The sequence below is a fragment of the Verrucosispora sp. WMMA2044 genome (assembly GCF_027497155.1).
Classification (GTDB): Bacteria; Actinomycetota; Actinomycetes; order Mycobacteriales; family Micromonosporaceae; genus Micromonospora; species Micromonospora palythoicola.
Window position 1 is genome coordinate 3402018 of sequence record NZ_CP114913.1, and the last position, 13949, is coordinate 3415966.

A 13949-nucleotide genomic window follows, 5' to 3' on the forward strand; every position below is an offset into this window, starting at 1 on the left:
CGCCATGTACACGGTCACGCAGCTCATCGGTGGGGTGTGGGGTGCCGGCGGCGAGGCCGGCGAGTTGACGGTGCACGATCCGGCTGACGGCCGCCCGGTGACCAGCGCCCCGGTCGCCACGGCCGACGAGGTCGACAAGGCGGTGGCGGCGGCGCGGGGGGTGGCGGCCGAGTGGGCGGCGACCTCCCCGGCGGAGCGGGCCGCGGCGCTGCACCGGATCGCCGACGCGGTCGCCGAGGCCGCCGACGACCTGGCCCAGGCGACGACCGCGGAGATGGGCAAGCCGCTCGCGGACGCCCGGGGCGGTGTCGAGGCGGGCATCGCCACCCTGCGGCAGTACGCCGAACTCGCACCGGCCCGAGGCGGTCGTACCCTGCACGGCGATCCCGCCGCGATCGACTTCATGACGCCGCAGCCGCGTGGGGTGGTGGCTGCCATCACGCCGTGGAACGACCCGGTCGCCGTGTCCTGCGGGCTGCTCGGAGCGGCCCTGGTCACCGGTAACGTGGTGCTGCACAAGCCCAGCGAGCGCACCCCGGCGACCGGGTGGCTGCTGGCCCGGGCGTTCGACACCGCCCTGCCGGCAGGGGTGCTGTCGCTGCTCAGCGGTGGCCCGACCACCGGCGCGGCGTTGGCCGCCGCCGAGGTGGACATGGTGGCGCACGTGGGGTCCAGCGCCACCGGCCGGGCGATCGCCACGGCCGCGGCCGGCACCGGTGCCAAGGTCCTGCTGGAGAACGGCGGCAGCGACCCGCTGATCGTCGACGCCGACGTCGACCCGAGCTGGGCCGCCGGTGAGGCCGCCCTGGGTGCGTTCGCCAACGCGGGTCAGATCTGCGTCGCGGTGGAGCGGATCTACGCCCACCGCGACGTCGCCGAGGACTTCGTCGCCGCGCTCGTCGAGCGGGCCGCCGCGCTGCGCGTCGGACCGGGGCGGGATCCGCGGACCCAGCTCGGTCCGCTCGTCGACCGGCGCCATCGCGATCAGGTGCACGGGCAGGTGATCGCGGCGGTGGCCGACGGTGCCCGGCTGCGCGTCGGCGGAACCCTGCCGGAGGGGCCGGGTGCCTTCTATCCGGCGACGGTGATCGACCGTTGCCGGCACGACCTGGCGTTGATCCGGGAGGAGACGTTCGGCCCGGTGGCGCCCGTCGTGGTGGTGGACTCGTTCTCCGAGGCGCTGCGGTGCGCGGCCGACTCACCGTACGGGTTGGCGGCGACCGTGCTGACCGGGTCGATGAGTCACGCCCAGCGGGCCTGGCGGGAGCTGCCGGTGGGGACCGTGAAGGTCAACTCGGTGTTCGGTGGCGCGCCGGCCGGCGCCGCCCACCCGCGCCGGGCCAGTGGTCAGGGCTTCGGCTACGGGCCGGAACTGCTCGACGAGTTCACCGCCACCAAGGCGGTGCACATCCAGGCGCCCGGCGGCGGTCACTGGTGAGCCGGCGCACGGGCGTACCGACGGGGCCCGGCCGGAGGCGTACGCCGGTCCCGGGCCCCGTCGACGGCGGCGGGCTCAGTCGCCGCGGGCCTTGCGGGTCTGTCGGTCGTTGGCCTTCTGGATGGCCTTGACCAGTTCCGGCTTGGTCATGGTCGACCGTCCCGACACGTCCAGTTCGCGGGCCACCCCCAGGAGATGCTCCTTGGTGGCGTTCGCGTCCACCCCACCGGCGGTCGGTGCCCGTCGGGCCGGGCCGCCGCCGGCGGCCTGCCGGTCGCTGGGGCCCTTGCGGCCCTTCGGCTCCCAGTGGTCACCGACCTTCTCGAACTCGTGCTTGACGGCGGCGAACGCGGTGCGGTGGGCCCGCTCGCCCTCGCCGTAGGTCTCGACCGCGGAATCGTGTGTCTTCTCCCAGGTGCGCTGGGCCTTCTCCGGGGAGCGCCGCAGCGTGCTGGGCAGTACCTCGCGCCCGGGCATCTCGATCCTCCTCCGTGTGCGAGCGATTCGAATTGGCGTACCCCGGTGAGGCGGCGGCAAACGCCGGCAGGGTTTGCCGCCGGACCACGTCGGGTACCGCCGGGGCCATCCACGTGCCGGCAGCGCCCAGGGAGCGGTGATGACGACGACGAACCCCGACGCCCCGTCGACCGATCCGCCGGTGCCGGGCCTGCCGGGAATCCGCCAGCTCCGCTGGTCGACCTGGCGTGGCGTGCTGGTCCGGGCCGGGCGCAACTACCTGCGGGACAACTGCACGGACTGGGCCGCGGCCCTCACCTACTACGGGGTGCTGGCGTTGTTCCCCTCCACCGTCGTGGTGGTGGCCCTGGTCGGTCTGGTCTCCGACGGTGAACGCACCGTCGACACGGTGCTCGATCTGGCCCGCGAGATGGGCGCCGGCTCGGTGGTGGCGAACGAGAGCTTCGTCGGCGTGGTCCGCGAGGTGGTGGACCAGAACAGTTCCGCCGGCGTTTTGCTCAGCTTCGGTCTGCTCGGTGCGCTCTGGTCGGCCTCGAACTTCATCGCCTCTTTCACCCGGGCCTCGAACGCGATCTACGGCGTGGTCGAGGGACGGCCCGTGTGGCGGCTGCGCCCGACCCAGATCGGGCTCGCCGCCGTGTCGTTGGTGCTGCTCGCCATCGTGGCCGCCGGTCTGATCGTCAGCGGCCCGGTCGCCGACGCGGTCGGCGACCTGGTGGGTGCCGGCGGCGCCGCCCGCACCGCCTGGGCGATGGCCAAGTGGCCGGCTTTGGCGTTGATCGGCATGCTGTTGATGTCCCTGCTGTTCTGGGTCGCGCCGAACGTGCGGCAGCCCCGCTTCCGTTGGCTCACCCTGGGCGGTGTGGTGGCCCTGACCAGCTGGGCACTCGGCTCCTTCGGCTTCGGGTTGTACGTGGCCAACTTCGGCTCGTACAACACGACCTACGGCAGCCTCGGGGCGGTGATCGCGTTCCTGGTCTGGCTCTACCTGTCCAACTCCGCGCTGATGCTCGGTGTCCAGATCAACGCCGAACTTCAGCGGGGACGGCGGCTGCAGTCCGGCCGCGAGGACACCGACGAGCCGGTGCTGCCGCCGCGGTCGCCGGCCGGTGCGTGACCGCGCATCGGTTTACCCCCCGCCCTCTCGGGTAGCGCAGAAGGCATGGATCGCGGCAGCAGCAAGCACTCACCGAGGGTCGACGAGCAGATGAGCCAGGAGGTCAGCGGCCTCGTGCAGGGGCCGGGGACGGGCGGCTCGCGGGTCGACGAGTTCCGCGTCCCGGAGCCCGCGGGAGAGGACCAGCCGGAGCCGACCACGGCGCCGGCCGGCGACCTGCGCAGCGGCGCTCCCCAGGGCATGACCTCCGAGGATGTCGAGGCCCGCAGCCGGCTGGGACGGTTCATCACGATGAACGCCCTGCCCGGGGACCGGGCCGCACTGCTCGCCAACGCGCGGGAAAACGAGGCCCCCGACGACGTACTGGCCGCGTTGGAGCGCCTGCCCGAGAGCACCCGGTACCAGACGGTGTCCGAGGTGTGGGCGGCGCTCGGCCACACCAACGAGACGACGCGCTGGTAGGTGGACCGACCGGTCCGCACGCCTCACCAAGTGCAGGGAAGGATTCTGATGAGTGGTGTAACGGAGCATGTCGACGTGGCCGTCCCGGTCCGGACGGCGTACGACCAGTGGACCCAGTTCGAGGAGTTTCCGCAGTTCATGGAGGGTGTGCAGGAGATTCGCCAGCTCTCCGACACGATGACCCACTGGACGGTCGAGATCGCCGGGGTCAAGCGGGAGTTCGACGCCGAGATCACCGAGCAGCTGCCCGACGAGCGGGTGGCGTGGCGGTCGACCGGCGGCACCCAGCACTCCGGGGTGGTCACCTTCCACCGGCTGGACGAGAACACCAGCCGGGTCTCCCTCCAGCTGGAGTTCGACCCGCACGGGGTCATCGAGAAGACCGGCGACAAGCTCGGCGTGGTCGACCGTCGGGCCAAGGGCGACCTGCAGCGCTTCAAGACGTTCATCGAGCGACGCGGTCAGGAGACCGGAGCGTGGCGCGGGCAGGTCGACCGTCCGCAGCCCTGATCCCCGCGATGACACCCACGACGGCCGCCGGGCGTACCCGGCGGCCGTCGCCGCTTGATCGGGTCCGCTGCCGTACCGAGGCAGGGTCACGCCCGGTCTGCGGTGTCGTTTGCGACGACGGGGCGGGGGTACCGCGATGGGCATGACCGACGACAGGGCGTGGCGCAACGAGGAACGACTTCCCCTTGAGGAGCTGGACCGGGCCGTCGCCCGATCCACCCTCGACGGGCAGGCCGACGACGTGACCGGTAACGACGCCGGGGAGGAAGCGGCCTTCGGACACGGCCCCGAGGCGGCCGACCGGGGCGGCGAGGTGCCCGGCACGGGCCGTGAGCCCACCGACCCGGACCGCGCGTACCGCCCGTCCACCACCGGGCGCACCGGCCCGGACACCCTCTGACGAACCACCTACGGGTACGTTCCGGGCGCCGGCGGTGGGTCCGGGGCGTACCCGCAGGGCCCGGCCCGGCAGCCCGACGGCCTCAGCCGAACGGGCGATGAATTCGGACAGCTCCGGCAGAATCGGCCGTTCGGCTGACGGCAACGGCCGTGCCGCGCGCAAGACTTTCGGAATGCATCAGGGCTCCGGCTTCCTCTCCACTCGTCAGCGCCGCCTGGCATGGCTCGGCTTCCTCCTCGCCGCCGTGCAGGCACCCGTCTCGGCCCGGCTGGTCGACGACAGCTCGTGGCTGTTCAGCCTCTGCGTCGCGCTGATGGTGGCAACCGTGATCATCGCCGACGACGCCGCGCGTCGCCGCCCGGCGGACGCGCCTTCCGCCGAGTAGGGCCATTTGCTGCCGGTCGTGGCGTGGCGTCCGGTTCCTGCCGTCCGCCGCGCCCGACTCGATCCCCTCGGACATCCGGCGGACACCACCCGGTGCTGCCGGGACCGTCCGAGCGGCCGAGGTCACGGCCCCGCCGGTTGGCTACATTCGTTCCCCATGCGCGTGTCGTCGAACCGGGTCGTCTCCCCCACCGCCGTCGACCGGGCGCGGTCCAGTCTGGTCACCCTCGCCAACGCCGTGGGTCTCGACGGACTCGCCGCGGCCGCCGCCCGGCCGGGGTTGCTCGCCGCCGTCGACCAGCACGCCGCCGTGGTGCGCGACAGTCTGCACGGGGACCGGCGGCCGTTGACCGCCGCCGCCCTCGCCGGCTACGCCGACGGCATGTGCGCCGCCGCCGAGGAGCACGGCTGGCAGCCGGCCGGCGCCCCGATCGACTGGGCGGAGGCGGACTGGGTGACGGTGCGCCTGCTCGCCGTCTGCGCGCTGACGGCCGCGCTGGACACGCCGGCCGCGCAGCCGCCACCGCTGTGACGTGCGGACGGGTGCCCCCCGTACGGCGGGCACCCGTCTCAACGCGACCGGCAACGCGAGTACCCGACCGTCACGGACGGAACTGCTGGGTCTCGTCGCCGCTGTTGCCGGACTGGTAGGTGCCCCGGCCGCCGGCCATCGAGGACTCCGATCCCCGTGAGGCCGGCTGGGTGGCACCGCTCCGGTCGGCCATCTGCCGCTGCATGTCACCGCGGCCGGCCTCGGCACCCTGCCGCTGCTCACGGATCGCCCGCGATTCCTCGGCCGCCCGGGTGAGCCAGCCCTCCCAACGGTTCTGCATCGGCCGCACCAGACCGCCACCGACACCGACGATCAGGATGCCGGCCACCGTGGCGAGCACCGCGATCAGCACGGGCTGGGTCACGGTGGTGGCGATGCCCACCTGGTTGAGCGCCGCGATGACACCCAGGGCGAGGATGAAGATCGCTGTCACGTCGGCCAGGAAACGGCCGTACGACAGCCCGCCGAGCGCCCCGGTGACGAGGTCCCGCACCGCGTTGGCGATCGCGGCGGCCACCACCACGATGACGATCGCGACGAACGCCCGGGGCAGCCAGGCCACCACGCCCGCGATCAGATCACTGATCGCGTTCGGCCCCCAGACGCCGAAGGCGAACTGAAGGGTGAACAGCAGCACCGCGTAGTACGCGAGCCGCGCCAGGATGTCGCTGGCGTCGTACCGCGTCCGCTCCAGCGCACGCTTGATACCGCCCCGTTCGACCCACCGGTCGAACCCCACCCGTTCCAGTACCGTGTCCACGATTTTGAGCACGGCTCTGGCGATGAGCCATCCGACCACGAGGATCGCGATGAACGCGATGGCCCGGGGCACGAACAGCAGCACCGACCTCCACATGTCGGCCGCGGCGTCACCGATGTCGACCTGCCTGACCGCGAGGGTTTCCGGCATGATGTCCCTCCTGTCGCATGGATTGCCCGGCGCGCTTACCCCTTCCCCCGGCCAGCACGCCGCCGCGGTCACCCCCTTTTTCTGGACAGATCGCACCGGAGCGGCTCTGACCTGCACTGACGTCCCGGTCCGGCGCGCCCAGCCGATGATCGGGAACGTGGGTCGAGCGGGCCGACTAGGCTGCGCTCATGCCAGGAACGGTCGGGCGAGTACCCACGCCATCAGGCCCTCTGCCGGGCACGGCGGTGCCGGGCACGGCGGCCGTCGCCGGCCACCCCCGCTGGGGTGACACCGCGCTCGGCCCGTACGAGTCGTGGGATCCCGCCGTCCGCGCGACCGTCGAGGTGGTGCTCGCCTCCCCGGCTCCGATGGCGCTGCACCTCGGCGCGGACCTGCTGCTGCTGTACAACGACGCGTACGCCGACCTGATCGGCGACCGACATCCGGACGCCATCGGTCGACCCCCCACCGAGGTCTTCGCCGAGGTCTGGCAGCGCCCCGGTGTCGGTGACGTCGTCGAGCAGACCTACCGCACCGGGGTTCCCGTCCTGGACCGGGAGATCCCGCTCCCGCTGCACTCCGCCTCCGTCGCGCTCGACCAACCCGTCTACACGCGCGCGTGCTCACCCGTGCGGGACAGCCACGGCCGGGTCGTCGGCGTGCTGTCCGTGGTGGCCGAGACCAGCCCGGCGACCCGGCAGTTGCAGGGTCTCAGCGATTTCGCCGCGGCGCTGTCCGGCACGCTCACCCTGGACGACGTGGCCCGCGTCGCGCTGCGTTACGCGATCACCTCGTTCGACGCCGACCGGGTCTCCTTCGCGGTGGACGACGGGGGTGGCGGCACCGGGTGGCGGATGGTCCGGCGGGTCCGGGGCGAGTTGGTGGACGAGGCGGACGAGCGGCTGCCCCCACTGTGGCGACGCGGCCCCGCCGGCTGGTCGGCGCCGGTGGTGGTCAGTGCCCGCACCGGCCAGGCCAGCTTCATCGACGACGGCCAGCCGCTGCACGAGATCGCGGCCGACCGGCACGACCAGAAGATCCGCGCCCTGGCGGCCGTACCGCTGCGGGCGTCGGTGGTTCGGGGAGCGCTGACCGTCGGCTACCGGTCGCCGCATCCGTGGTCGGCCGCGGAGCGGGCGCTGCTGGCGGCCTCGGCCGAGCTGGTCGGCCAGGCCACCGAGCGGGCCCGCCGCTTCGAGACCCAGCACGGCACCGCCCAACTGCTGCAACGGAGCATGCTGCCGGAGAACCTGCCGGTCCTGCCCCAGCTACGGATCGCCGCGCGCTACGACCCGGGGGTGGACGGCAACGCCGCCGGCGGTGACTTCTACGACGCGTTCGTGCTGCCCACCGGCGACCTGGGGGTGGTCCTCGGCGACGTCGCCGGCCACGACGTGCAGGCCGCCGCCCGGATGGGGCAGGTGCGGGCCGCGCTGCGGGCGCTGGCGCTCAACGATCCGCGCCCGGACCAGGTGCTCGCCGGACTCGATCGGCTGGTGGGCAGCCTGGGTGCCGAGGCCGGCACGTACGAGCTCTTCGTCACCGTGACGTTCGGCGTCATCGACGTCGGCCGCAAGGAGCTGACCCTGGCCAGTGCCGGTCACCCCGCGCCACTGGTACGTCGCTGTTCGCCGACGGGTGAGCCGAGGGCCGAGTACGTCGACGTGCCCTCCGGCGCTCCGCTGGGGGTCGGTTACCGGACGGCGACGCGTACCGTCGCGTTCGTTCCCGGTGACACGCTGCTGCTGTTCAGCGACGGTGTGGTGGAACGACGCCGGCACGGCCTGTCGGACGGCCTGGCCCGCCTGGCGGAGTCGGTGGCCGGTGCGCCCAGTGGCGACCCGAGGGCGTTGTGCGCGGTGGCCTCCGCGGCCGTGCCCGGCGCGACCGAGGACGACGTGGCCGTGCTCGCCGTCGAGTACGCGGTGCGGCCGAGCCGTTCGGCGCGGATGGAGGTGCCCGCCGAGCCGACCGCACCGAGCCGGGTGCGGCACTGGATGACCGCCCAGCTGACCGAGTGGGAGGTCGCGGAGTCGGTGATCGGCGCGGCGGTGCTGTGCACCAGCGAGCTGACCACCAACGCGCTGCTGCACGCCGGCACGGCGGCCCGGGTGGAGGTCGACCTCAGCCCCGAGCGGCTGCTCGTCTCGGTGGCCGACTCGGGCTCCCGGGGCACGGTGACCCGGGCCCGCACGGAGACCCTGAGCAGCCGGGGGCGCGGACTTGGGTTGATCGAGGAACTGAGCGACGCATGGGGCACCGATCCCACCGTCCGCGGCTCGACGGTCTGGTTCGAGATCCTGCTGCCACCCGCCTGAAGCGCCGGACCGTGGGCTGCCGCACACCGTCGGTCCACGACGGATTTTCCGGATTACCGGAACGTCGGCCGGGGCACGTTGTGCGCCACCTGTCCGCGTGCCGCGGGCGTGGCGAGAGGCGGTCCGGTGGAGACGATCGACGTTGCGTTCGCGGTGCTCGGTGTGGCGGCCCTGCTCGCCGGCATCCTGCCACGGTTGCTGGAGCGGCGCCCGCTGTCCATGCCGCTGGCGTTCCTCGGCCTCGGAATGCTGATCTACCTGCTGCCCACCGGTCTGCCCGTGCCGGATCCCCTCACGTACAAGGATCTCGCCACCCATCTCACCGAGCTCTGCGTGATCGTCGCGCTGATGGGTGCCGGCCTGAAGATCGACCGGCCGTTGAGCTGGGCGCGTTGGTCCTCGACGTGGCGGCTGCTGGCCGTGGCCATGCCGCTGTGCATCGCCGCCGTCGCCCTGCTCGGCTGGTGGTGGGCGGGTCTGGTGCCGGCCAGCGCGTTGCTGCTCGCCTCAGCACTGGCTCCCACCGATCCGGTGCTCGCCAGTGACGTCCAGGTCGGCGAGCCCAACGCTGATGAGGATGCCGAGGACGAGGTCCGGTTCGCGCTCACCTCGGAGGCCGGGCTGAACGACGGTCTGGCCTTCCCCTTCGTCTACGCGGCGATCGCGATCGCGGGCGCCGGTCTCGCCCCCGGCGATTGGCTGGTCCGCTGGATCACGCTCGATGTGCTCTACAAGGTCGGGGTGGGGTTGATCGGTGGGCTCGTGATCGGCTGGCTGCTCGGGAAACTGTTCTTCCGGGCACCCAGCGAGCTGCGGCTGGCCCGGCACGCGGAGGGGTTCCTGGCGCTGGCCGCCACCTTCCTGGCGTACGGGCTGGTGGAGGTGGCCGGCGGCTACGGCTTCCTGGCGGTCTTCGTGGCTGCCCGCGCGATCCGGGCGGCCGAGCGCAACCACAAGTACCACGCGGTGCTGCACGACTTCGCCGAGCAGGTGGAACGGCTGCTCACCGTGCTGATGCTGCTCCTGCTGGGCGGTGCGGTGATCAGCGGGCTGCTGGCCGCGTTGACCTGGCCCGCCGCACTTGTCGGTCTGGCCCTGGTGTTCCTGGTCCGACCGCTTGTCGGTTGGCTGGCGCTGCGCGGCGCGCCCGGACGACCCGCGGAGCATCTGGTGATCGCGGCCTTCGGCATCCGGGGCATCGGCTCGTTCTACTACCTGGCGTACGCCACCACCAAGGCGGACTTCCCGCAGACCGAGCTGATCTGGGCCACCGTCGCCCTGGTGGTGATCGTCTCGGTGGTGGTGCACGGGGTCGCGGCGACGCCGGTCATGCGGATGCTCGACGCGTCGGGCAAGCGCACCGCGACGGCGTCCCCGCCGGAGCCTTCACCCGCCGTCGCCGCCTGAGCTGCCCGCCGGACGACGCGGGCAGCCGGAGCGTCAGACCAGTCGGCGGGCCAGGGCGCGGCCGAGGTCGCGGCCGGAGCGCCAGGCGGTCTGCACCCGGGGTCTGCCGTACGCGTCCCCGGTCAGTCCGATGCCGTCGTCGTCGAGGTGGAAGCCGGTGGCCGGGCCACCGTCGTCGGCCGGTTTGGCGTACGTCCACCGGTGCACGTGCACGAACTCCGCCCGGTCGGGCAGGGCGAGCAGGTCGCGTACGGCCGCCTCGATCTGCGGCGCGGCCGCGGTGGGCTGGGCCAGGTGTCCGGCGGCGAACCCCTCGGTGGTGTGCGCGACCAGGACCGCGGCACCGTCACCGCGCCGGTCGCCGTCGTCGCAGACCAGGCTGAGCAGTGGATGATCGTTGACGAAGGCGCCACCGAAGTCGGTCCACCGCCGGCACGGAAAACGCAGCATCGCCGCCAGGGTGGGCGACCACCGCTGCCGTCCCACGGCGTCGGCGGCCGGGACGAGTTCCGGGTCGAGCAGCAGCGCGGCCTGCGGCCCGGGCATCGCCAGCACCACCGCCGCGCATTCCTCGCCGTCCACCGTCGGTCCCGGGCCGACACTGAGCACCAGCCGGTTCACCACCACAGGCAGGTCCCGGGCGAGATGTTCCACGAGCGAGCGCAGCCCACGCGGTGCCGACCACCGCATCGGTCCGGGAGCCGCGCGACGGCCGCCACCGTCGTACGCCACGAAGGTGTCGGTCCACTCGCGGGCCAGGCCGGCCGCCTGCCAGCCGCGTACCACCTCGGCGAACTCAGGGTCGCTGACGGTGAAGTAGGCGGCGCCGAGGTCGGCGGGGCGGCCGTCGAAGCGCCGGCTGGCCATCCGGCCGCCGACCACCCGTCCTCGTTCCCGGATGTGCACCGGTACCCCGGCGTCGCGCAGTTCCCGGGCGCAGGCCACACCGGCGATGCCGGCACCGATCACCACCACACCCGACGGTTCACCACGCATCCCATGATCGTAGGACGGTCGTCCGTCGCGGCTCGACGCCCGCCGGAACGGTAGTCGGTCGACTTGTTCCGGAAACTCTTCACAGGCCGGCAATAAGCCCGTACCTTGTCGGACATGTGGGAGCGCTTCCACGCACTTTCTTCGATGGGTACGAGGAGCAGACCATGAGAACCCGAAGCACATTCGCTCTGGTCGGCGTCGTGGCGACGGCACTGACCGTGGCCGGCAGCGTCGGCGTGGGCGCGCTGCGCCCCGCGCCCGCCGCGGCCGCCGACTCCGCCTTCTACGTCGATCCGCAGACCAGCGCCGCCCGCTGGGTGGCGGCCAACCCGAACGACTCGAAGGCCGCCGTGATCCGGGACCGGATCGCCAGCGTGCCGCAACCCCGGTGGTACACCACCACCAACACCTCGACCGTACGCGCCGAGGTGGACTCCTTCGTCGGCGCCGCGGCCGCCGCCGGCAAGATCCCGATCCTGGTGGTCTACAACATCCCCAACCGCGACTGCAGCAACCACAGCGCGGGTGGCGCCCCGAACCACACCGCCTACCGGCAGTGGGTGGACCAGGTCGCCGCCGGCCTCGGTGGCCGTCCGGCCAGCATCATCCTGGAGCCGGACGTGCTCCCCATCATGAGCAGCTGCATGAACGAGAGCCAGCAGGCCGAGGTGCGGGCCTCGATGGCGTACGCCGGCAAGGCGCTCAAGCGGGGCTCGTCCGCGGCCAAGGTCTACTTCGACATCGGCCACGGTGGCTGGCTCTCCGCCGGTGAGGCCGCCGCCCGGCTGAACGCCGCCGACGTCTCCAACAGCGCCGACGGCATCTCGGTGAACGTGTCGAACTACCGTCGCACCGCCGACGAGGTGTCGTACGCCAAGCAGATCATCGCGGCCACCGGCAACTCCCGGCTGAAGGCGGTCGTCGACACCAGCCGCAACGGCAACGGTCCGGCCGGCTCCGAGTGGTGCGACCCGCCGGGGCGGGCGATCGGCACCCCGAGCACCACCAACACCGGCGACTCCGCGATCGACGCGTTCCTCTGGGTGAAGCTGCCGGGCGAGGCGGACGGCTGCATCGCGGCGGCGGGTCAGTTCGTGCCGCAGCGGGCGTACGACCTGGCCATCGCCGCCGGTCCGGTACCGACCACGGCCCCGCCGACCACCACTCCGCCCACCAGCGCCCCGCCCACCTCCACCCCGCCGACGTTCACCCCGCCCACCACGATCCCGCCGACCACCAACCCGCCCGGCGGTGGCTGCTCGGTGACGTTCACCCCGAACACGTGGACCGGTGGCTTCACCGCCGAGATCCGGGTGACCAACCGCGGCGCCGCACTGAACGGCTGGAACCTGACGTTCAACGTCGCCTCCGGGGTACGGCTGAGCAACGGCTGGAACGGTGAGTGGAGCCAGTCCGGCAACCAGATCACGGTCCGCAACGCCCCCTGGAACGGCAGCCTGCCCAGCGGCGGCACGCTCAGTGTCGGTCTTCAGGGCACCTACAGCGGCAGCAGCCTGGCCGCGCCGACCGGTTACACGCTGAACGGCACCGCCTGCGCCTGATCGCCCGACCCGTCCCGTGGCCCCCGGCACCGCCCGTACGGCGGTGCCGGGGGCCGCCCCTGTGCCGCCCGGGCAGCAGGTCCGGCGGGCCCGCGAGCCCGACGCCACCGAGGCGTTACCGCTGTGCCGACGTGGGGTAGGCGACTGGTGACGAAGGAGGAGACCCATGACCACACAGTCGAACCCCTCGGCCTGGCAGCCGGGTGTGACCGGCGGCGGCACCCTCCCGTCGGGCCCCGGCGGCCGTCCCGCCGCACCCAGTGGCGACGGCCACGGACCATCGACCGGCCCGCCGACCGTGACGATCGGCGCGTTCGAGGACTATCCGAGCGCCCAGCGAGTGGTGGACCACCTCGCCGACAACCGGTTCCCGGTGGAACGCACCGCCATCGTCGGCACCGACCTGACCCTGGTGGAGACCGTGCTGGGTCGGCTGACCACCGCCCGCGCGGCGCTGGTCGGCGCGGGGACGGGGGCCTGGTTCGGTCTGTTCATCGGCCTGCTGTTCGGCATCTTCACCGTCGGCAACTGGGTGGCGGTGATCCTCGCCGGCCTCGTCATCGGTGCGATCTGGGGCGCCGTCTTCGGTGCCGTGGCACACGCGATGACGGGCGGGCAGCGCGACTTCACCTCCGCCAGTTCCCTGCGGGCCAACCGGTACGCGGTCACCGTGGAGGCCGACGTGGCCGACCAGGCCCGGCAATTGCTCGGCCGGCTGAACCTGGGTGGACGCGCGCCGCAGACGGCGGGCTGACTCCGTCCGAAACCACCGACCGGGCGGTCCCGCTGTGGGTGGGCCGCCCGGTCAGTCGGTGGCGAGGCGGGCGTGCAGGTGCTCGTCGTAGCGGCGCCCGTCGCCGTAGCGGTGCGACTGCCGCAGCGTGCCCTCGGCCGCGAAGCCGGCCCGCTCGGCGACCCGGCAGGACGCCGGGTTGGCCACCGCGTGGCACAGCTCGATCCGCTCCAGCCCGAGGTCGGCGAAGGCCCACCCGCTGAGCAGCACGACCGCCGCCGTGGCCACCCCGCGACCACGGGCGGCCGCGACCGTCCAGTACCCGATCGAGGCGTCACCGGCGTGGATGCGGTGCAGCGACACCGAACCGAGCAGGATCTCCGGATCGGCCGGATCGGCCGCCGCCAGCGACACATGACCTCCGCCCGACCAGTCGGCCCGCCACCGTAACCAGCGCAGCGCGGCGTCGAGATCGAGCGGGTCGCCCTGCGGGTTCCACTGCGCGATCGCCGGATCTCGCCAGGCATCCAGAACGGCGGGTGCGTCCGTGTCCCGCCAGGGGCGCAGCAGCAGGCCGGGAGCGGTCAGTTCCACGGCCGCAGAGTCTCACACCACCCGCGCCGAGCGCGCACCGGATATCTCCTCGGCGGCCCGCCCAGCACACTCCTTCAAAGCTTCACCA

At 72.9% G+C, this 13949-nt stretch carries 15 protein-coding genes; 11 read left to right on the forward strand and 4 right to left on the reverse strand.

Going from position 1 to position 13949, the window contains the following annotated elements; all coding sequences use genetic code 11:
- Window positions 1-4: 4 nt before the first annotated feature.
- Window positions 5-1438 (forward strand): aldehyde dehydrogenase family protein, encoded by a 1434-nt coding sequence (locus O3597_RS15445; RefSeq protein WP_281601564.1) that lies wholly within the window; start codon window positions 5-7, stop codon window positions 1436-1438.
- Window positions 1439-1513: 75 nt separating this feature from the next.
- Here the strand turns inward: O3597_RS15445 and O3597_RS15450 are convergent, their stop codons facing one another.
- Window positions 1514-1915 carry a ChaB family protein gene (locus O3597_RS15450; RefSeq protein ID WP_164445265.1) on the reverse strand — a complete coding sequence of 134 codons (402 nt, stop codon included), beginning with the start codon at window positions 1913-1915 and terminating at the stop codon, window positions 1514-1516.
- 139 nt (window positions 1916-2054) lie between these two features.
- Between O3597_RS15450 and O3597_RS15455 the strand changes: the two genes are divergently transcribed.
- The 6 genes from O3597_RS15455 to O3597_RS15480 all read left to right on the forward strand — a co-directional run bounded on the left by O3597_RS15455 (window position 2055) and on the right by O3597_RS15480 (window position 5320).
- Window positions 2055-3032, forward strand: a complete 978-nt coding sequence (locus tag O3597_RS15455; protein ID WP_281601565.1) for a YihY/virulence factor BrkB family protein — start codon at window positions 2055-2057, stop codon at window positions 3030-3032.
- Between the two features lie 45 nt (window positions 3033-3077).
- Window positions 3078-3494: a DUF2795 domain-containing protein gene (locus tag O3597_RS15460; protein ID WP_164445267.1), complete on the forward strand. Its 417-nt coding sequence runs from the start codon at window positions 3078-3080 to the stop codon at window positions 3492-3494.
- Window positions 3495-3542: 48 nt separating this feature from the next.
- Window positions 3543-4004, forward strand: coding sequence for an SRPBCC family protein (locus O3597_RS15465; RefSeq protein WP_164445268.1), 462 nt, complete (start codon window positions 3543-3545; stop codon window positions 4002-4004).
- 142 nt (window positions 4005-4146) lie between these two features.
- Window positions 4147-4404, forward strand: a complete 258-nt coding sequence (locus O3597_RS15470) for a hypothetical protein (protein ID WP_099846597.1) — start codon at window positions 4147-4149, stop codon at window positions 4402-4404.
- A 172-nt stretch (window positions 4405-4576) separates the two neighbouring features.
- Entirely contained in the window at window positions 4577-4789 is a 213-nt protein-coding gene (locus tag O3597_RS15475; protein ID WP_210824781.1) for a hypothetical protein, read from the forward strand.
- Window positions 4790-4945: 156 nt separating this feature from the next.
- Window positions 4946-5320, forward strand: coding sequence for a DUF6401 family natural product biosynthesis protein (locus O3597_RS15480; RefSeq protein WP_281601566.1), 375 nt, complete (start codon window positions 4946-4948; stop codon window positions 5318-5320).
- Between the two features lie 70 nt (window positions 5321-5390).
- On the opposite strand, the gene O3597_RS15485 is transcribed toward O3597_RS15480, so the two are convergent.
- Window positions 5391-6251, reverse strand: a complete 861-nt coding sequence (locus tag O3597_RS15485) for a hypothetical protein (protein ID WP_281601567.1) — start codon at window positions 6249-6251, stop codon at window positions 5391-5393.
- 188 nt (window positions 6252-6439) lie between these two features.
- Between O3597_RS15485 and O3597_RS15490 the strand changes: the two genes are divergently transcribed.
- Together O3597_RS15490 and O3597_RS15495 are read left to right on the forward strand one after the other, a co-directional pair.
- Window positions 6440-8569: a SpoIIE family protein phosphatase gene (locus O3597_RS15490; protein WP_281601568.1), complete on the forward strand. Its 2130-nt coding sequence runs from the start codon at window positions 6440-6442 to the stop codon at window positions 8567-8569.
- Window positions 8570-8695: 126 nt separating this feature from the next.
- On the forward strand, window positions 8696-9976 hold the full coding sequence (locus O3597_RS15495) for a cation:proton antiporter (RefSeq protein ID WP_164445271.1): 1281 nt from the start codon (window positions 8696-8698) through the stop codon (window positions 9974-9976).
- A 33-nt stretch (window positions 9977-10009) separates the two neighbouring features.
- Here O3597_RS15495 and O3597_RS15500 read toward each other — a convergent pair whose 3' ends face one another.
- Complete coding sequence (locus O3597_RS15500; protein ID WP_281604551.1) at window positions 10010-10951, reverse strand: FAD-dependent oxidoreductase; 942 nt, start codon at window positions 10949-10951, stop codon at window positions 10010-10012.
- Between the two features lie 185 nt (window positions 10952-11136).
- Here O3597_RS15500 and O3597_RS15505 point away from each other — a divergent pair, with 185 nt between their 5' ends.
- Together O3597_RS15505 and O3597_RS15510 are read left to right on the forward strand one after the other, a co-directional pair.
- A complete protein-coding gene (locus tag O3597_RS15505) occupies window positions 11137-12534 on the forward strand; it encodes a glycoside hydrolase family 6 protein (protein ID WP_281601569.1) in 1398 nt (465 codons plus the stop codon).
- Between the two features lie 166 nt (window positions 12535-12700).
- Window positions 12701-13288, forward strand: coding sequence for a general stress protein (locus tag O3597_RS15510; protein ID WP_281601570.1), 588 nt, complete (start codon window positions 12701-12703; stop codon window positions 13286-13288).
- 51 nt (window positions 13289-13339) lie between these two features.
- Here O3597_RS15510 and O3597_RS15515 read toward each other — a convergent pair whose 3' ends face one another.
- Complete coding sequence (locus O3597_RS15515; protein ID WP_164445275.1) at window positions 13340-13861, reverse strand: GNAT family N-acetyltransferase; 522 nt, start codon at window positions 13859-13861, stop codon at window positions 13340-13342.
- Window positions 13862-13949 lie beyond the last annotated feature (88 nt).

What these genes read in the sequence shown, in the direction of transcription:
- O3597_RS15485 (WP_281601567.1), bottom strand. Translation starts at nt 6,251, where the DNA reads ATGCCGGAAACCCTCGCGGTCAGGCAGGTCGACATCGGTGACGCCGCG.
- O3597_RS15490 (WP_281601568.1), top strand. Translation starts at nt 6,440, where the DNA reads ATGCCAGGAACGGTCGGGCGAGTACCCACGCCATCAGGCCCTCTGCCG.
- O3597_RS15465 (WP_164445268.1), top strand. Translation starts at nt 3,543, where the DNA reads ATGAGTGGTGTAACGGAGCATGTCGACGTGGCCGTCCCGGTCCGGACG.
- O3597_RS15470 (WP_099846597.1), top strand. Translation starts at nt 4,147, where the DNA reads ATGACCGACGACAGGGCGTGGCGCAACGAGGAACGACTTCCCCTTGAG.
- O3597_RS15480 (WP_281601566.1), top strand. Translation starts at nt 4,946, where the DNA reads ATGCGCGTGTCGTCGAACCGGGTCGTCTCCCCCACCGCCGTCGACCGG.
- O3597_RS15460 (WP_164445267.1), top strand. Translation starts at nt 3,078, where the DNA reads ATGGATCGCGGCAGCAGCAAGCACTCACCGAGGGTCGACGAGCAGATG.
- O3597_RS15505 (WP_281601569.1), top strand. Translation starts at nt 11,137, where the DNA reads ATGAGAACCCGAAGCACATTCGCTCTGGTCGGCGTCGTGGCGACGGCA.
- O3597_RS15450 (WP_164445265.1), bottom strand. Translation starts at nt 1,915, where the DNA reads ATGCCCGGGCGCGAGGTACTGCCCAGCACGCTGCGGCGCTCCCCGGAG.
- O3597_RS15455 (WP_281601565.1), top strand. Translation starts at nt 2,055, where the DNA reads ATGACGACGACGAACCCCGACGCCCCGTCGACCGATCCGCCGGTGCCG.
- O3597_RS15475 (WP_210824781.1), top strand. Translation starts at nt 4,577, where the DNA reads ATGCATCAGGGCTCCGGCTTCCTCTCCACTCGTCAGCGCCGCCTGGCA.
- O3597_RS15445 (WP_281601564.1), top strand. Translation starts at nt 5, where the DNA reads ATGTACACGGTCACGCAGCTCATCGGTGGGGTGTGGGGTGCCGGCGGC.
- O3597_RS15510 (WP_281601570.1), top strand. Translation starts at nt 12,701, where the DNA reads ATGACCACACAGTCGAACCCCTCGGCCTGGCAGCCGGGTGTGACCGGC.